Genomic DNA, 17,930 nt, shown 5'->3' on the forward strand with positions numbered 1-17,930 from the left:
AAACACCAACGCCCGGGCAAGCCCAGGCGTTCGTGCCCCCTTCATGCTGGCAACGCGGTTCAGCCGGCCAGTTCGGCCTGCTCGCGTTCGATGCCGTACTTGCGCAGCTTTTCCACCAGGGTGGTGCGGCGCAGGCCGAGCAGCTGGGCGGCATGGGCGACCACGCCCTGGGTGCGCTCCAGTGCTTCGTTGATCAGGCCCAGTTCGATGTTGGCCATGTGGTTGCGCAGGTCCAGGCCGTCGTCGGGCAGTGCCGCCGGGGCGGCGGCGCGATTGACCGCGATGCCGTGCTCCAGCGCTGGTTGGCTGCCGCTGCCAGGGGTATGGAACGAGAAGCTGCGCAGGTCCAGGCGCTCTTCGCTGGCGACCGGGGCCGCCGGCGCCGGTGCCGGGACGGCCAGCGCCGCATCGCCACGATAGCGCGCCGGCAGGTCCTGCACGCGCACCGAACCACCGGGATGCAGCACCGCCAGGCGCTCGACCAGGTTGGTCAGCTCGCGCACGTTGCCCGGCCATTCGTAGCCGGCCAGGGCCTGCAGCGCTTCCGGGGTGAAGCGCACTTCACCGCGGCCGGTACGGGCCAGCTGCGCGGCGATGGTTTCCACCAGCGCCGGCAGGTCCTCGCGGCGCTCGCGCAGGGCGGGCACGTCGATCGGGAACACGTTGAGGCGGTAGAACAGATCCTCGCGGAACTTGCCCTCGGCGATGCGGGTTTCCAGGTCGCGGTGGGTCGCGGCCACGACGCGCACGTTGCAGCGGATGGTCTGGTTGCCACCGACACGCTCGAAACTGCGTTCCTGCAGCACGCGCAGCAGCTTCACCTGCATCGGCAGGCTCATGTCGCCGATTTCGTCGAGCAGCAGGGTGCCTCCCTCGGCCATTTCGAAACGGCCCTTGCGCGCAGTCAGCGCACCGGTGAAGGCGCCCTTTTCGTGTCCGAACAGTTCGCTCTCCAGCAGGTCGGCCGGAATGGCGCCGCAGTTGATCGCCACGAACGGGCCATCGCGGCGCGGCGAGCGCTGATGGATCGCGCGCGACACCACCTCCTTGCCGGTACCGGATTCGCCCAGCACCAGCACGGTGGTGTCGAACGCGGCCACCTGTTCGATCATGGTGCGCAGCGCGGTCACCGCCGGGCCGTTGCCGGTCGGCCCCTGGTCCTGCGCGGCGCCGGCCTGGTGCTCGGCGTCCAGGCGCTTGAGGCTGGCACGGCGCAGCAGGGCCTCCATCTGCGCGTGGCGCAGCGGCGTTTCCAGCGGCCAGATATTGGCTTCGTGCAGCCCGTGCTGCTGGGCAAACGCTGCGGCATCACCATCGGCCAGCAGCACCGGCGGTGGCAGGCTGCTGCCGCCCAGCCAGTGGTACAGGGCAGTGCTGGCAGCGGTGTCGTCCAGGCTGCCGACGATCACCGCCATCCAGTCGTTCTGGCGCTGGCGGCCCAGGTCGAAGTCGGCCGCGTCGGAAACCCAGCGCGGGTTGAAGTCCATGAATTCCAGCAGGGCAACGGTGCGCTCTGCGCGCACGGCGTCGTTGTCCAGCACCAGGATGCGCGATTCGCTCACGATCGATCCTCCCTGAGGCCTTCCAGGATCGGCATGACTTCCTGGATGTAGGACAGCTTGCTGACAAAATTGTCGGCGCCGGCACGCAATGCGTGTTCGCGGTGTTCGGCGTCGTCGAAGTGGCTGGCGATCACGATGTACGGTGCATCGTCCTGCGACTTGATCAGGCGGGTGGCTTGCAGGCCGCCCATTTCCGGCATCGCCAGGTCCATCAGCACCACCTGCGGGCGCAGTGTTTCCGAGCGCTCGATCGCTTCCAGGCCGTTGCCGGCGCTACCGACGATCTGCAGCCAGTCGATCTTGCGGAAATGGCGCATCGCCGCGTTGATGAAGCCCTCGTGGTCATCGACCAGCAGGACCGTGAGCTTGTTCATGTCCAACATCCTTTTCAGCCCACCCGGGCCAGCTGGGGTTGCCTGGCGCTGAGCCGGCGCCGTTCGCGGGCCGGGGCGATATCCAGTTGTTCTCGGTATTTTGCGACGGTTCGGCGGGCAATGTTCACCCCCTGGCGTGACAGCAGGCCGGCAATGGCCTCGTCGGCCAGCGGCCGGCCGGCCGGTTCGGCGTCGATCAGGCGGCGGACCATGGCCTTCACCGCCTGGCCGGAGACGCTGGCACCTTCCAGACGCACGGCGAAGAAGTGCTTCAGTTCGAAGGTGCCGCGCGGGGTCTGCAGGAACTTGCCGGTGGTGATGCGCGAGACGGTGGACTCGTGCATGCCGATTTCTTCGGCCACTTCCTTCAGGGTCAGCGGCGCCATGGCCTCTTCGCCACGGACCAGGAAGGCGGCCTGGCGCTCGACGATCACCCGCGCGGTGCGCAGCAGGGTGTCGTAGCGCATCGACAGGCCGCGGCTGAACCAGCGCGCTTCCTGCAGCATCTCGCGCAGTGCCGGGGCGGCGTCGCTGGTTTCGGCCAGGGCCTGTTCGTACTGGCTGTTGATCGAGACGCGGCGGCTGGTGGCCGGGTTCAGGGCGACCTTCCATTGCCCATCGGCGTGCCAGGCGACCACGTCCGGCACTACCACGGCGTTGCGTTCGGGCAGCAGGCTGTCACCCGGGCGCGGCTGCAGCGAGAGGATCAGGCGCACCGCCTCGCGCACGTCGTCGATCTCGGCGTCGTGCAGGCGGGCGAGGGCAGGGTAGTCGTGGGCCGCGAGCGCGTCGAGCGCGCCATCGAGAATGCGGGCCGCCAGGTGGCGGGCGGGCACCGCACCGTGCAGGCTGCGCAGCTGGGCCTGCAGGCCTTCGCGCAGGTCCTGCGCGGCCATGCCGGCCGGCTCGCCATGCAGCAGTTGCTGGCGGATGGCTTCCACGCCGTCGGCGGCGATGTCGAACTGGGCGCTGGCCAGCAGCTGCAGCTGGGCCAGCGGCGCCTGCAGGTAGCCGGCCTCATCGCAGTGGTCCAGCCAGAACGCGGCCACCGCCAGCTGGCGATCGTCCATGTCCAGCGACAGGCGCTGCAGCACGCGCAGCTGCGGGTCGGTCGACTCGCCGGCGGCGATGCGCGCCATGCGGTCGTCGTCACCGTCCTGCCAGCTGGCACCGGCCACGTCCCACATCGACGACTCGGGCAGCTCGTCGAAGGCGGCGGTGTCGAGGGGGGTGGCACTCGCTTCGGTGGCCTCGGCAGCAGGCGCTTCGGCCTCTTCGATCTCCAGCAGCGGGTTGGAGTCCAGCAGGCGCTGGATTTCCTGTTCCAGGTGCAGGCCATCGAGCTGCAGCAGCCGGATCGACTGCAGCAACTGCGGGGTGAGGTGGAGTTGTTGGCCCAGCTGGGTCGAGAGTGCAGCCTTCATCGTGGTTCCCCGGCACCGCTCCCCGGCGCCTTGTGGAACGCATCTTGCTTTTGATCCAGCGGGGGCGGAATCGGGGGGTTCCTGAGGGCTTTCGTAGATATCCCGACAGGATGTAAGGGTTTCCCCTACATTGGCGCGGGATATTGGCGAAGGTTGCCGCCAAGTCATTGATTCGTGGTGCCGAGCCGACCGTATCCGTGGTGCGCCGTGTACGGATTCCTGTCGGGGCCTGTCAGGGTGACGGGAATTCGTCGCCGGTGCAGTGCCGGGCAGGGGTCAGGCAATCATTCCAGCTCGTGCTGATGACGCGCGGCCAACAGCAACAGGTCATTGGCGCGCCGGCAACCCAGCGACTCCATCATGCGTGCGCGGTGGGTCTCCACCGTCTTGACGCTGATGCCGAGATCGGCGGCAATTTCCTTGTTGCTTTCGCCTTTGCCGATGCGGCGCAGGATCTCGCGCTGGCGCGGCGACAGCGCGGCGATGCCGGTGGGCTTCTCGCGGCCCAGCATGGGTGCCAGCATCTTGGCCGAGATCTGTGGGCTCAGGAACACTTGGCCGGCGTGCGCAGCGCGCAGCGCCAGTTCCAGCTCCTGCGGTGCTGCATCCTTGACCACGAAACCGACCGCGCCGCGATCCAGCGCGTCGCGCACGTGCGCGGCGTCGTCGTGCATGGTCATCATCACCACGCGGGTGCCGGGCGCGCGCAGGCGGATGTCGCTGAGTGCTTCCAGGCCGGTGCGGCCGGGCAGCGAGAGATCCATCAGCACCACGTCCGGTGCGTGCTGCAGGGCCAGCTGCAGGGCCTGCTCGGCGTTGCTGGCCTCGGCGACGAGCTGCACGTCGGCAAACCCCTGCAGCAGCCGCGCCAGGCCGGCGCGGACGAGGGTGTGATCGTCGACGATGAGAACTCGCACAGGCACGCAACGGATCCGTGTAGGGGAGTCCACCTTAACTTAGCTGAACGGGCGCGCCAAGGGTCGGCCGTGCAGTGCCAGGGTGGCGGGTTTCAGCGTGCGCGGCGCGCCTCGGCCACCTGGCGGCGGTGCAGGCGGAACAGGTGCCGTTCCATCGCCATCTCCAGGCCGTCGCCCAGGCGCTGGAAGCGCAGCCACAGGAAGTGGCCGCCACTGCCGTCGGCCGCCTCGGCGATGACTTCCACCGGCAGGTCGATGTGGTCGGGCAGCCAGTCGCTGGGCTGCAGGCGCACCACGCCGGCCTGGCCGGGGCTGGCGCCACTGCGCGGGCCCAGCTGCAGGCGGATGCCTCGGCGCGACCAGCGCACCGGGCGCAGGGTCAGCTCCTGTCCCTGCTGGCGCACCAGCCGGCCGAGCAGCACCATCGCCAGGTCCAGCTTGGCTTCCAGGCGCTGCAGCTGCAGGCTGGCTTCGTTGCGTTCGTCATGCTCGTCGACGCGGCTGTCCTCGACCAGCGCCAGGCTGCGCAGCAGGCCTTCGGCGCTGCTGGTGCGGCCAGCCGCGCTGCCCGCCTGGAATTCTGCGGGCAGGGCCAGTTCGCAGCTGAGCGTCTCGTCGAACAGCTCGCTTTCGGCCGGGTGGTGCAGCGAGGTGGTCGGCAGCAAGGTCATGCCAGCGATTCTGCCTGCAGGTAGGCATGCGCCGCGCGAAGGGAGCGCTGGCCGTCGTTCATCAGTGCGGCCACGGCATCACGGCGCTGGCGCAGCAGGCCGAGCAGATTCTGCTGGCGCTCGAACAGGGCCGTCAGCGGAGCCTGGTCGGCGGCGGTCAGCGGCTGGCTGAGCAGGGCGTGCAGGGTGCTGTCATGGCCGTCGAGCAGGCTGTCGGCCTGGTCGAGGGATTCTTCGCCCAAGGCCTTCTCGAAGGCATCCAGCTGCGCATGCAGTTCGTGCAGGCTCATGGTGCCACCGCGGCCGGGCGGCGCTGTTCGTGCGGGATCGCATTCCAGGCGCTGTCGATCTCGCCCAGCAGCTGCAGCGATTCATCCAGCGCGGCACGGTCGTTGTGCAGGTTGGCCTCGGTCAGGCGCTGCAGCACGTAGTCATAGAGTGCCGACAGGTTGCCGGCGATCTCGCCACCGGCCTCATGGTCCAGCGAGCCGTTGAGGTGGCCGACGATCGCGCAGACTTCGCCGATCGCCTTGCCCTTGCCGGCCTGGTCGCCACGCTCGAGGCTTGCCAGGGCACGCCGCACGCGCTCCAGCGCACCGGCCAGCAGCATCGCCACCAGCTTGTGCGGATCGGCATCGGCGACCGCACTGGTCACTCCCACCTGGCGGTACTGCTCGGCATATTGACGGCTGGAACCGTACATTCGTGATTCTCCTTGCGCGGGGTGCCGTCGGGTGATCGTGGGGATCGGTGCCGACGGCGCGGCGATGATTGCTGTTGCGTCCGTTATCGGTGCGTTGCGCGGCAAACTTGAGTGCCGCGCACGCATCGTCAGCGGTTCAACTGTGCCAGCTGCTGCTGCAGCGCGGTATTGCTCTGCTGCAGCTTGCCCATCAGGCTGTCCAGCGCCAGGAACTGTTTCTTGTAGCGCTCTTCCACGCTCTTCATGCGCGTGTCGAGGTCCTTGCGGCGCTTGTCGATGTTGTCCAGCGTGGTGTTCAGGCCCTTGGTGCGGGCGACGAAGGCGCCTTCCTTGCCGACCGTGGTGCTGACGTAGCCGTCGACCATGGTGTACAGCGTGCCTGCGCCGCCGGTATCGCCGGTGATGGCCGAGCGGATCTTTTCAGGCTGGCTGGCCAGCGCGGCGGCAAACTTGGTGGTGTCCAGCACCAGGGTGCCGTCGGCGTTCGGATACCCGCGCGTCTGCAGGCCCAGCACCTTCGGGTCCAGGCCATCGGCGGAAAGCGCCTTCAACACCCCCGACATCACCGAGCGCAACTGGCTGGAGGCACCACGCATCTGCGCGTCGCCAGTCAGCGTGGCGGCTTCCTTGGTCTTGGCGTCGTACTTGGTTTCGGTATTGATCGCTGCGATCGCCGCGTTGTAGGCGGTCACGAACTCCTGCATGACCTTGGTCGCGGCAGCCGTGTCGGTACTGATCACCACCGTGCTCTTGCCGGGAACCTTGAGATTCAGGGTCAGGCCCGGCACGGCATCGGTCACCGTATTGCTGGCGCTGACCACCTTCACGCCATCGATGGTCAGTTCGGCGTCTGCTGCAGGCGTGTTCTCTTTCAGGCTGCCGACCAGCGCGCCCAGCTTGGGGTCACTGCCACCATATTCCAGCTTGATCGCATTGGCGGCGCCGGTCTTTTCCTGGGCGATCGACAGGTACTGGTTGTCGCCGGAGCTGATCAGCGTCGCCTGCACGCCTTCCTTGCGGCCCGCGGCATCGATCTTGTTGCGGATGGTGGTCAGCGTATCGCCGTCCTCCACCGCCACGTTCATGGTCTTGGCCTTGTCGCCAACGCCTACGGTCAGCGTCAAGGTTCCGGCGCCGAAGGTGTCGGTCTTCGGGAACGAGGTGTCGGCAATCAACTTGTGCGCGGTGGCGAGGGATTTCACTTCCACCTGGTGCGTGCCGTTGGAAGCCGCCGCCTTGGTCGTGCCGACGTCATACAGGGCCACCGATGCCGTCAGCACGTCGTCGGCGTTGGTCGGGCCAGCCTTGCCGGTCGCGGTCACGGTACGGGTGTCGAAGGCGGTGGTGGCCTTGAGCGCGGTCAGCGCAGTCTTCAGCTTGTCGAACGCCGCAGTGACGGTGCCGATCGACGACAGCTGCATCTTGGCCTTGGACTGCTGCAGGTTCAGCGCATTGTCGGCGGGCTTGCGGTCAGCTGCGACCAGCTGGTTGACGATGCTGGAAATATCCAGTCCCGAGCCGATGCCACCGTATCCAAAGTCTGCCACGTCGTTTCTCCTGGTATCCGGGCCTGGCCGCCGTGCGGTGGCCCGTCGTCAACGAAAATAGCGGCCTGCGCCGCTGGGTCTTGAGGACTTCGTTGATGCATGTGCCGTGCCAGAGGTCTGGCGCAGGTTCTGGCACGCAGGTTGCAGGAGGGCTGGGGCAGGTGCGGGTAGGTTCACCGCGGGCTGCCGGGAGTCTGCAAAAAGCCCTCCCCCAATGCAGGGGAGGGATCAGGCTACTGACAATCGGGGGGAGACGAAGCCACCCGGTACGTACAGTCAAAGGTACAGCGCTGAAAGAGAGGTCCGCAGGAGCGGGCGATGCCAAGCCGGTTCGGGAGTGATCCCGGGCCGGGCATGGCCCGCGCCTTCGTGCATCGTGGTTTCCCGGTTGCCGCTACCGTCGGTTCGATCCGACGGTAGCGGCGCCTTCTTGCCGTGGATCAGCGCAGCAGGCTGAGCACGCCCTGCGGCACCTGGTTGGCCTGGGCCAGCATGGCCGTACCGGCCTGCTGCAGGATCTGGGTGCGGGTCAGCTCCGCGGTTTCCTTGGCGAAGTCGGTGTCCTTGATGCGGCTGCGCGAAGCCGACAGGTTTTCCGACGAGGTCTGCAGGTTGGCCACGACCGAGGTGAAGCGGTTCTGGATCGCACCGAGGTCGGCGCGGGTGCTGTTGATCGCACCCAGGGCCTTGTCGACCACTTCCAGCGCCTGCTGGGCGCCGAGCACGGTGCTCACGTCCAGCTTCTGCACGTTGGCCGAGGTGTCGGTGCCGGCGGTGTAGGCGCCCGCAGCCGCCGCGGTGCCCCAGGTCTTGGCGGTCGCGTCGTAGTCGCTGCGCATCAGGGCGATATCGGCGGTGGCGACAGCCTTGCCTTCCTTCACCGAGCTCAGCTTCAAGGAGCCGTCGGCATTGGCTTCGGCGTAGATGCCGGCCTCGCCGATCTTGGCGTTGATGGCGGTGGCGACGGCCTTGGAGGCATCCGCCGTGGTGGCGCCGGCCTTCACTTCAACCGTGCCGATGTCCACACCCATCACGGTGCCGGAGAAGCGGGCACCGTCGGTGCTGGCGGCCAGGGCAGCGGTCGCACCGGTGGCGAAGGTCGAGGTGCCCAGCGAGCCGGCCTTGGCATCGATGGTCTTGTCGATGGCGATGGCCTGGCCGGCATTGGCGCCAACCTGGAACAGCTGGCTGGAGAAGGTGCCGTCCAGCAGCTTGGTGCCGTTGAAGTCCGACTGCTTGGCAACGCGGTCGATTTCCGAGACCAGCTGGGTCACTTCGGCCTGCAGTGCCTTGCGGTCGCTGGCCGAGTTGGTGGCGTTGGAGGCCTGCACCGACAGCTCGCGGACGCGCTGCAGGTTGTTGCCGATCTCGGTCAGCGAACCTTCTGCTACCTGGGCCAGCGAGATACCGTCGTTGGCATTGCGGATGGCGACGTCGGTACCGCGGATCTGCGTGCCGAAGCGCTCGGAGATCGCCAGGCCGGCGGCGTCGTCCTTGGCGCTGTTGATGCGCGAACCGGAGGACAGGCGCTGGATGGTGGTGGCCAGCGAGCTGCCGCTGGTGCTCAGGTTGCGCTGAGCATTCAGGGACATGGTGTTGGTGTTGATGACTTGTGCCATGGTGCTTTTCCTTTGGCGAAGGTGGAACGTGTTTCAGGATCCGGGCGCCGCGTCATGCGGCGCCCGGAGGTCGATCAGCGAGCGGATCAGCGCAGCAGGCTGAGCACGCCCTGCGGCACCTGGTTGGCCTGGGCCAGCATGGCCGTGCCGGCCTGCTGCAGGATCTGGGTGCGGGTCAGTTCGGCGGTTTCCTTGGCGAAGTCGGTGTCCTTGATGCGGCTGCGCGAAGCCGACAGGTTCTCCGACGAGGTCTGCAGGTTGGCCACGACCGAGGTGAAGCGGTTCTGGACCGCACCGAGGTCGGCGCGGGTGCTGTTGATCGCACCCAGGGCCTTGTCGACGATTTCCATCGCCTGCTGGGCGCCCTTCACGGTGCTGACGTCCAGGTTGCTGGCGTACTTCGCAGCCGGAGCCGTAGCAGCGGTGGTGGCGGTGAAGGTCGGCGCGGTGGCACCGGTCCAGGTGCCCGGGGTCGCGGTGATGGCCTTGAAGGAGCCGTCGGCGTTGGTGCTGTCCTTGACCGAGGTCAGGGTCACGCCGGTGGTGCCATTCACTTCAGCGTAGACGCCGGTCTCGCCGATCTTGGCGTTGATCGCGGTCACCAGCGCTTCACGCGAGGCCTTGCCGGTAGCAGCAGCATCGGCGCCCTGCTTGACCGAGACGTCGGCGATGGCCACGCCGTTGATGGACAGGCCGCTGGTGCTGAAATCAGCGTTGGTGCCCGGGTCCGCGAGGGCCAGCGAGTTGGTGTCGAACCTGGCGCCGCCCAGGGCATTGGCCTTGGCATCGATGGTCTTGTCGATGGCGATGGCCTGGCCGGCGTTGGCGCCGACCTGGAACAGCTGGCTGGAGAACGAACCGTCCAGCAGCTTGGTGCCGTTGAAGTCCGACTGCTTGGCGACGCGGTCGATTTCCGAGACCAGCTGGGTCACTTCGGCCTGCAGTGCCTTGCGGTCGCTGGCCGAGTTGGTGGCGTTGGAGGCCTGCACCGACAGCTCGCGGACGCGCTGCAGGTTGTTGCCGATTTCGGTCAGCGAACCTTCGGCGACCTGGGCCAGCGAGATGCCGTCGTTGGCATTGCGGATGGCGACGTCGGTACCGCGGATCTGCGTGCCGAAGCGCTCGGAGATCGCCAGGCCGGCGGCGTCGTCCTTGGCGCTGTTGATGCGCGAACCGGAGGACAGGCGCTGGATGGTGGTAGCCAGCGAGCTGCCGCTGGTGCTCAGGTTACGCTGAGCATTCAACGACATCGTATTGGTGTTGATGACTTGTGCCATGAGGAGAGGTCCTTGAGCGGTTGCACGTGAGTTGGGTTAGACGCCCCCGACGTGCCCCGGGGGCGGCTCATGTCAGCGCTGCAACAGGCTGAGCACGTTCTGCGGTACCTGGTTGGCCTGGGCCAGCATGGCCGTACCGGCCTGCTGCAGGATCTGGGTGCGGGTCAGTTCGGCGGTTTCCTTGGCGAAGTCGGTATCGCGGATGCGGCTGCGCGATGCGGACAGGTTCTCCGAGGAGGTCTGCAGGTTGGCCACCACCGAGGTGAAGCGGTTCTGGATCGCACCGAGGTCGGCGCGGACGCTGTTGACCGATTCCAGGGCCTTGTCGACGATCGACATCGCCTTCTGTGCTCCTTCGGCGGTGGTGACGTTCAGGTCCTTGACGAAACTGGCCGCTGCACCGGTCAGGGTGCCGCCGTTGGTGCTGGTCTCGGTCAGGCCCAGGCCGGCGATGGTCGCGGCGGTGGCGCCGGCCGGCGGAGTCGCCGCGCTGACACCCAGGGCGAAGGTCTGGCCATCCTTGACCGAGGCCAGGCTGACGACGCCGGCATTGACCGAGGCAACCACGCCGGTTTCACCCAGCTTGTTGTTGATCGCCGCCGCGGTGGCCGAGGTGATCGACTCGCCGGCCTTCACCGTGAAGTCGCTGATGGTGACCGTGGTGGCGGTGCCGCCCGGCGGGGTTACCGAGACCTGCAGGCCGGAGTAGGTGGTGTCGGCGGTGGCCTTGTCGGCCGCTGCCAGGCTGGTGCCGGTGTAGCCGTTGGCGAAGGTGGCCGCGCCCAGCGAATCCGCCTTGGCGTTGACCACGCTGTTGATGGCGATGGCCTGACCGGCGTTGGCGCCCACCTGGAACAGCTGGCTGGTGAAGCTGCCGTCCAGCAGCTTGGTGCCGTTGAAGTCGGCCTGCTTGGCGACGCGGTCGATCTCGCTGACCAGCTGGGTCACTTCAGCCTGCAGGGCCTTGCGGTCGCTGGCCGAGTTGGTGGCATTGGAAGCCTGCACACCCAGTTCGCGGATGCGCTGCAGGTTGTTGCCGACTTCATTCAGCGAACCCTCGGCGACCTGGGCCAGCGAGATACCGTCGTTGGCGTTGCGGATGGCCACGTCCAAGCCACGGATCTGGGTGGTGAAGCGCTCGCTGATGGCCAGGCCGGCCGCGTCGTCCTTCGCGCTGTTGATGCGCAGGCCGGACGAGAGGCGCTGGATGGTGGTAGCGAGCGAGCTGCCGCTGGTGCTCAGGTTGCGCTGAGCGTTGAGCGACATCGTATTGGTGTTGATTACCTGTGCCATGGGGTCGTCTCCTCTTATATGGAACCCGTTGGTGAATGAAACGAAGCGCCGCCTGTTTTTTTGTGTGGCTGTGTGCTTCGCCGTTGCCAAATGAATAACGGCGCTTTGTCAACAACCTTTAGCCGTGAATTCCGCTGGAGCCAGAATTCGTTGCCGGAGGCTGTTTTCCCGGGGTTTTTCAGCCTTGGTCGGGCGTGAAGGCGACCCCGGAAGGGGCGGTTGGGCATGCCCAACCAGCGCTGATGAGGGTATCGGCGGGGCAGGGCCGGGCTTGATGGGAAATCACGGAAAATGCGCCGGGGCACCTTTCCGGTAGCGCCGGGCCACGCCCGGCGCGCGATGGAATGGGCACGCAGAAACGAAAAAGGCCGCGATGCAGGGCATCGCGGCCTTCAGAGGGTGGCGCTTGGGAAGCGTCAGCGGAGCTTGTTGAACAGCGACATCGACTGCATCTGCGAGAAGATCGTCTGTGCCGCCTGCAGCGCGGTGCTCTGCAGCTGGTACTGGCTCAGCGCATCGGCGTAATCCAGGTCGCGCATCTGCGACAGCGTGGTCTTCAGGGTCACGCCATTGGCCTCGCGCATGTCGGCCGCGTTGTCCAATGCCTTCAACTGCGCACCACCGGCAGCGCGCGAATCGATCATCCGCTCGGAGGCGCGTGCCACGTCGCGCAGTGCACTCTGCAGCTGGTTCTGCTGCGCGGTCATCTGCGCGGTGGTGCCGGTGTCGGCACCCAGCGCTGCCACCAGGTTGTCCATGGTGGCGAAGATGTCGCGGCTGCTGGCGGCCTGTACGCTGAAGCTGTCGCCCGCCGCCGGTGCGCCCGTGATGCGCAGGCGCACACCGTTCACTTCCAGATCGTCGCCGGCCTTGTAGGTGCCGGTGCCGGTCACGTTGCCTGCGCCATCCACCACCTCGTACTGGTTGCCGGTGGTGAAACGGACGCTGAAGCCCTGGCCGTTCCAGCTGTCGCTGCCATCGCGGGTGACGTTGGTCAGCACGCCGTTGCCGGTGTTGCCGGCTGCGGCGCTGCCGTCAACGAAGCCATCGCCGGTGGGAATGCGCATGAAGATCTCGCTGCCTGGCAGGGCATCGCGCACATAGGTATCGGGGCCGACTTCGATCTGGCGCTGTGTCTGGTCACCGCGGTAGACCACCTTGCCGTTGATCTTGGCAAACGGCGGGTCGCCATCGTTGGTGCCGCCGAACACGTAGCGGCCGGTGCCGTCGTCGGCGTTGGCCAGCGACAGCAGGCCGTCGCGGATCTGGTTGACCTCGGTGATCAGTGTCTTCTTGTCGGCCGCGCTCAGCGCTGGATTGCTGGCCTGGATGGTCAGATCGTTGACGCGTGCCATCAGGTCGTTGACCTGGGCCAGGGTGTTTTCCTGCACGCCCAAGCGGTTCTGCACGTTGCCGGCGTTGAGCTTCATGCGGTCCAGCGCGGCAAGGCTGCGGTCAAGGCCGACCGCAGTACCGGCGGCAACCGGATCGTCCTTGGCGCTGACGATCTTGCTGCCGGTGGCGATCTGCTGCTCCAGATGGCTGAGCTTGGCCTGCTTGGCCATCATCAGCGACACCGACTGGTTGAACATCATGCTGGTGGAGATACGGCTGCTCATCGGCGGACGGCTCCCAGGATGGTCTGGAACATGCTGTCGGCGGTGGAGATCAGCTGCGAGGCGGCCTGGTAGGCCTGCTGCAGACGCAGCATGTCGGCGGCTTCCTCGTCCAGGTTCACACCGGATACTTCATCGCGGGCTTCCTGCGCCTTGTCATTGATCACCAGCTGCGCGTCGAGCGAGTACTCGGCCGAACGGGCGGCGGCACCGACCTGCGTGGTCAGGCCCCCCAGCGCGCCGTTCAGTGTCACCGTTCCGGCGTTGAACGCCTTCGCGCTTTCCACCTTGGCCAGCTTGGAGGCGTTGCTGTTGTCCGACGAACCGGCCGGAGTCGGGGTGATGTTGAAGGTATCGCCCACCTTCGGTGCACCGTCCAGCACGAAGCTCCAGCCGTTGGCACTGATGGTCTGGCCGGGCGTGTAGGTCTGCGGCGGGCCACCGTCGATGGTGTAGGTGGTGGCCGAGGTGAACACGATCGCCGACGGATTGCGCAGGTTGGCGTTGGTCGAATCGGTGACGGTGACGCCGCTCAGCTTGCCGGTACCGGTATTGGCGGTGGCGGCCGCGCCCTTCACCGCTGCAGCGGCGGCGATGCGCGAGGGGTCGGTGATCGCCATTTCCAGGCTGCCGGCCACGCCGGCGGTCGGCTGCAGCAGGAAGCGGTCATTTGCAGCCGGCGTACCGCCGACGACCAGCTTGACGCCGTTGATCACCAGCGGATCAGCGGCGGTGCCGGTGCCGGTCAGCGGAATGCTGGCGCCGGTGTCGGCGCGGCTGGCCTTCCAGTTGGTGCCATCGAACTGCAGCACCACGTTCTGCGCATCCAGCTTGCCCAGGTCGCCATAGGTTGCGCTGAGGCTGGCGGTGCCGGCATTGCTGTTGTTGGCGGTGACACGCGGATTGCCGATGTTGAAGAAGTCGCCGCCCATCTGGCCATACAGGTCGACGCCCTGGTGGTGTGCCTGGTTGAAGCTTTCGGCCAGGCCCACCGCCAGCTTGCCGAGTTCAGCCTGGGCAGGGGTCAGCACGGTGTCGCGGAACTCCAGAAGGCCGCCGATCTGGCCGCCGACGGCCTTCGGATCGAGGCGGATGGTGTTGCCCTGGGTCTCCAGTGCCAGCTGCAGGCGCTCGGGCTGGTACGGATCGGCCACGGTGGTGACCTTGGTCGCCGTGGTACCCACCACCAGCGCGTTGCCGCCGGCGGTGTAGACATTCATGATGCCGCCGTCCTGGATCACCGCCGTGCCACCGGTGTAGCCGATCAGCTGGGTGATCAGCTGGTCGCGGCGGTCGAGCAGGTCGGGTGCGGCAGAGGCGATGTTGGTGCCGATGGCGCCGTTGATCTGCGCGATTTCCTGCGCCAGGCGGTTGACCTCGGTGGCACCGGCCAGCAGGCCGTTGTTGACCTCGCTGTTGAGGTTGTTCAGGTGCGTGTTGAGCTGCACGAAGCGGTTGGCCAGGGCCTTGCCGCCGTCGAGCATGTTCTGGCGGTCGGCGGTGCCGGCCGCGTTGGACGACAGTCCGCTGACCGAATCGAAGAAGTTCGACCAGACGCCGGCCACGTTGGTTGCCGCATCGGAGAACAGGGCATTGACCCGGTCGGCCATGCCCGATAGCTGCTTCAGGCGCGCCAGTTCACCGCTGCTGTCCAGCAGGCGGGAGATCGCCAGCTGGTCGGCGGTGCGACGGATGTCGGTGATGCGGGTCCCGTTGCCGACCGTGCCATAGCCGTAGTTCTGTGGATCGGCGGTGGCGAAGTTGACCTTCTGCCGGCTGTAGCCGGGCGTATTGAGGTTGGCCACGTTGTGGCTGGTGGTCGCCAACGCACGCTGGAAGGCGAGCAGGGCACCGGTACCGGTGGAAAGTACGCTGGACATGGTGTTCCTCAACGACGAGTGATACCCAGCGCCGCGGTCGCGGTGCTGGCGAAGGTCTGGCCAAGGCGCGAGCCGGCGTCGGCCACGGCGGCGACGGCGCGCTCGATGGTCGGGCCACCGGCGATCGCGGCGATCTTGGCGGCGTAGCGCGGGTCGGTGGCATAGCCGGCGCGCTGCAGGCCACGGGCGAAGCCCTGCACATCGGTGCCGGCCTGCAGGGCCTGCTGGTAGCGCGGGCTGGTCTTCAGCAGGCGCACGTAGTCGGCGAAGCTTTCGGCCGGCGAACTGTAGGCGCGGAAGCTGGCGGTCTCGTTGCGGCGCACACCGTCCACATACTCATGGGTGCCGGCCGTGGCGCGCTGGCCGTTCCAGCCATTGGCCTTGATGCCGAACAGATTGTGCGAGGTGCTGCCGTCGGCATGCTTGATGTGCCGCTTGCCCCAGCCGGTTTCCAGTGCGGCCTGGGCGACGAGCGCACGGGCGTCCACGCCCAGTTCCCTGGCCGCGCTCTGCGCGTGCTGCCAGATGCTGGCGACGAAGCCCTCCGGGGTATGCTCGCCGAGCTGGGCCACGGCGGTACGGGTGGCCATCGCATCAGCCGGGTTGATCGCCGTACCGCGATTGCTGGCCGTTGCGGACCACTGGTCGTTGCTGGCCGCCCAGTCATTGCCCTGCAGGCTGCCGATGTACGGATCTTCGGTGCCCAGCGAGCGGTGCAGGCTGCTGCTTTCGCGCCCGGCGATCAGGTCCAGCGCCTGTTCCATCGGCGCAACCACGGCCTGTGCGCCGTGCTGTGCACCGGCCGCCATCTGCTGCAGCATGCGCACGGCCTGGCTGCCATCTTCCAGTGGCAGCGACGGGGCGGGCTTGGCCGGTGCGTTGAGCTGGTAGGCACGACTGGCCTTGGCCGCATCCACACGGGTATCCAGGGCCGGGCCTTCGGCGGCCTGGCCGGACAGCTGGCGGGTGATCATGCCGGACAGGCCCAGACCCTTGCCTCGGGTCATCGCCTCGGCGATCTTCTGGTCGTACATGTCGCGGAACATCTTGTTCTCGCCGGGAAACAGCGAGTCGCCGAAGCTGGCATCGCGCATGCTCTTGACCAGCATCTGTGCGAACTGGCCTTCCAGCTGGCGCGCGACCTTGTCGATCCTGGCCGGGTCGTTCTGCTGCGCCGGGTGCAGATCAAATGCGGGATTGATGCGCATGTCAGATCACCTCGAGCTCGGCGCTCAGTGCACCGGCCTGCTTCAGGGCTTCCAGGATCGCGATCAGGTCGCCCGGTGCCGCGCCCACGGCGTTCACCGCGTGCACGATCTCGTCCAGGGTGGTGCCGCCGCTGAACTTGAACATGCGGCTGCCATCGTTGGTGGCGGTAATGGTCGACTGCGGGCTGGCCACGGTACGGCCGCCGGACAGGGCATTGGGCTGGCTGACGTTGGTGTTTTCCTGGATCGTCACCGTCAGCGAACCATGCGAGATGGCGGCCGGGCCGACCCGCACCTGCTGGCCGATGACCACGGTGCCGGTGCGCGAATTGACCACCACCTTGGCCGGCGCGCTGCCCGGGGTCAGCTCCAGGTTCTCGATGCGCGCCAGCAGGCCGATGCGTGCGCCCGGATCGGTGGGCGCAGTGACGGCTACGGTCACGCCGTCAACCGCACGCGCAGCGCCTTCGCCGAACGCGTTGTTGAGCGCGGCGACCATGCGCGAAACGGTGGTGAAATCGTTGTTGTGCAGGTTCAGGGTGATGTCGCCGCCATTGGCGAGCGGATCGGGCAGGGCGCGTTCAACGGTGGCGCCATTGGGAATGCGGCCGACGCTGGGCACGTTCACCGAGACGCGCGAGCCATCCTTGCCCTGCGCGCCAAAGCCGCCGACGATCAGGTTGCCCTGCGCGATGGCATAGATCTGGCCGTCGGCGCCGCGCAGCGGGGCCATCAGCAGCGAACCGCCACGCAGTGACACCGCGTTGCCGATCGAGGACACGGTGATGTCGATCGGCTGGCCCGGCTTGGCGAACGGCGGCAGCTCGGCATGGATCGCCACGGCCGCCACGTTCTTCAGCTGCGGATTGACGTTCGCCGGCACGTTCACGCCCAGCTCGCCGAGCAGGTTCTTCAGGCTCTGCACGGTGAAGGGTGCCTGGCTGGTGCGGTCGCCGCTGCCGTCCAGGCCGACCACCAGGCCGTAGCCCACCAGTGCATTGCCGCGCACGCCACCGACCTGGGCCAGGTCCTTGATGCGTTCGGCGCTGGCCGGGGCTGCCATTGCCAGCAGCATCAGTGTGACGAACGACGCCACGCGGCGCTGCCAGGAAGAAGAGAGGAAGAGTTTCATGGCCATGCTCAGAACGGCGTCAGGCCGGAGTTGAAGAAGCGGCTCAGCCAGCCCATTGCGTTGGACTGCGCGACCGGGCCGCGGCCGCCATAGACGATGCGGGCTTCGGCTACGCGGCTGGAAGGAATGGTGTTGTCCTGGCTGATGTCACCGGGGCGCACGATGCCCTGCACCTGCACCAGTTCATCGCCCTGGTTCAGCCGCAGGTTCTTCTGCCCCTGTACCACCAGGTTGCCGTTGGGCAGGCGCTGGATCACCGTGACCGTGACGTTGCCCTGCAGGCGGTTGCTCTGCGCGCTGTTGCCCTTGCCGGTGAAGTCACGCGCGCCCTTGGCCGTGGCACTCAGGATGTCCTTACCGCCCAGGGTGACCGGGGCGCCGAGGATGGACGGGGTGCCCAGGCTCAGGTTGGATTCCTTGTTGGTGGCGGTGTTGGCACTGGTCTGCGCGGTGGTGTTTTCCAGCAGGGTGATGGTCAGCAGGTCGCCGACGTCGCGCGCGCGGCGGTCCGAGTACAGCTGCAGGGTCGGGCCGGCGGCGTAGATCGCGCCGGCGGTCGGCGCGGCCTGCGGCGGCATGATCGGCTGGATCGGCGCCATCGCCGGATAGGGGCGCACGTCGCCCGCGATCACGCAGCCACCGAGCAGGGCGGGCACGACGCAGGCAAGGGCAGTGCGGGTGAGTTTGAAGAAGGGCGACATGGCGGG

At 67.2% G+C, this 17,930-nt stretch carries 16 protein-coding genes; all 16 read right to left on the minus strand.

Annotation, left to right across the window (positions count from 1 at the left end; genetic code table 11):
• Positions 1–59: 59 nt before the first annotated feature.
• Positions 60–1,562, minus strand: a complete 1,503-nt coding sequence (locus CCR98_RS10065) for a sigma-54 dependent transcriptional regulator (protein ID WP_087922480.1) — start codon at positions 1,560–1,562, stop codon at positions 60–62.
• Positions 1,559–1,936: a response regulator transcription factor gene (locus CCR98_RS10070; RefSeq protein ID WP_010485922.1), complete on the minus strand. Its 378-nt coding sequence runs from the start codon at positions 1,934–1,936 to the stop codon at positions 1,559–1,561. The genes CCR98_RS10065 and CCR98_RS10070 overlap by 4 nt, the downstream gene beginning before the upstream one ends.
• Before the next feature lie 14 nt (positions 1,937–1,950).
• Positions 1,951–3,360, minus strand: coding sequence for an RNA polymerase factor sigma-54 (gene rpoN / locus CCR98_RS10075; RefSeq protein ID WP_087922481.1), 1,410 nt, complete (start codon positions 3,358–3,360; stop codon positions 1,951–1,953).
• A gap of 284 nt (positions 3,361–3,644) precedes the next feature.
• Complete coding sequence (locus CCR98_RS10080) at positions 3,645–4,277, minus strand: response regulator transcription factor (RefSeq protein WP_005413261.1); 633 nt, start codon at positions 4,275–4,277, stop codon at positions 3,645–3,647.
• Positions 4,278–4,369: 92 nt separating this feature from the next.
• Positions 4,370–4,948 carry a PilZ domain-containing protein gene (locus CCR98_RS10085; RefSeq protein WP_087922482.1) on the minus strand — a complete coding sequence of 193 codons (579 nt, stop codon included), beginning with the start codon at positions 4,946–4,948 and terminating at the stop codon, positions 4,370–4,372.
• The gene (locus CCR98_RS10090; RefSeq protein ID WP_087922483.1) at positions 4,945–5,238 is read right to left on the minus strand and encodes a hypothetical protein; all 294 of its coding nucleotides are present in this window, start codon (positions 5,236–5,238) and stop codon (positions 4,945–4,947) included. The genes CCR98_RS10085 and CCR98_RS10090 overlap by 4 nt, the downstream gene beginning before the upstream one ends.
• Positions 5,235–5,651 (minus strand): flagellar export chaperone FliS, encoded by a 417-nt coding sequence (gene fliS / locus CCR98_RS10095; RefSeq protein WP_005416447.1) that lies wholly within the window; start codon positions 5,649–5,651, stop codon positions 5,235–5,237. Before fliS ends, CCR98_RS10090 begins: the two co-directional genes overlap by 4 nt.
• Positions 5,652–5,779: 128 nt before the next feature.
• Entirely contained in the window at positions 5,780–7,198 is a 1,419-nt protein-coding gene (gene fliD / locus CCR98_RS10100; protein WP_087922484.1) for a flagellar filament capping protein FliD, read from the minus strand.
• Positions 7,199–7,638: 440 nt separating this feature from the next.
• Positions 7,639–8,817 (minus strand): flagellin, encoded by a 1,179-nt coding sequence (locus tag CCR98_RS10105; protein WP_049442739.1) that lies wholly within the window; start codon positions 8,815–8,817, stop codon positions 7,639–7,641.
• 86 nt (positions 8,818–8,903) lie between these two features.
• Positions 8,904–10,094: a flagellin gene (locus CCR98_RS10110; RefSeq protein ID WP_087922485.1), complete on the minus strand. Its 1,191-nt coding sequence runs from the start codon at positions 10,092–10,094 to the stop codon at positions 8,904–8,906.
• Between the two features lie 72 nt (positions 10,095–10,166).
• Positions 10,167–11,387, minus strand: a complete 1,221-nt coding sequence (locus CCR98_RS10115) for a flagellin (RefSeq protein ID WP_014037121.1) — start codon at positions 11,385–11,387, stop codon at positions 10,167–10,169.
• A gap of 416 nt (positions 11,388–11,803) precedes the next feature.
• Positions 11,804–13,006: a flagellar hook-associated protein FlgL gene (gene flgL, locus CCR98_RS10120; protein WP_087922486.1), complete on the minus strand. Its 1,203-nt coding sequence runs from the start codon at positions 13,004–13,006 to the stop codon at positions 11,804–11,806.
• Positions 13,003–14,883, minus strand: a complete 1,881-nt coding sequence (flgK, locus tag CCR98_RS10125) for a flagellar hook-associated protein FlgK (RefSeq protein WP_087922487.1) — start codon at positions 14,881–14,883, stop codon at positions 13,003–13,005. The genes flgL and flgK overlap by 4 nt, the downstream gene beginning before the upstream one ends.
• Before the next feature lie 8 nt (positions 14,884–14,891).
• On the minus strand, positions 14,892–16,091 hold the full coding sequence (flgJ, locus tag CCR98_RS10130; RefSeq protein WP_087922488.1) for a flagellar assembly peptidoglycan hydrolase FlgJ: 1,200 nt from the start codon (positions 16,089–16,091) through the stop codon (positions 14,892–14,894).
• Position 16,092: 1 nt separating this feature from the next.
• A complete protein-coding gene (locus CCR98_RS10135; protein WP_087922489.1) occupies positions 16,093–17,229 on the minus strand; it encodes a flagellar basal body P-ring protein FlgI in 1,137 nt (378 codons plus the stop codon).
• A gap of 2 nt (positions 17,230–17,231) precedes the next feature.
• Complete coding sequence (gene flgH, locus CCR98_RS10140; protein WP_087922490.1) at positions 17,232–17,924, minus strand: flagellar basal body L-ring protein FlgH; 693 nt, start codon at positions 17,922–17,924, stop codon at positions 17,232–17,234.
• Positions 17,925–17,930: the final 6 nt, after the last annotated feature.

The organism is Stenotrophomonas sp. WZN-1 (genome assembly GCF_002192255.1).
In the GTDB taxonomy this organism is placed as follows: Bacteria; Pseudomonadota; Gammaproteobacteria; order Xanthomonadales; family Xanthomonadaceae; genus Stenotrophomonas.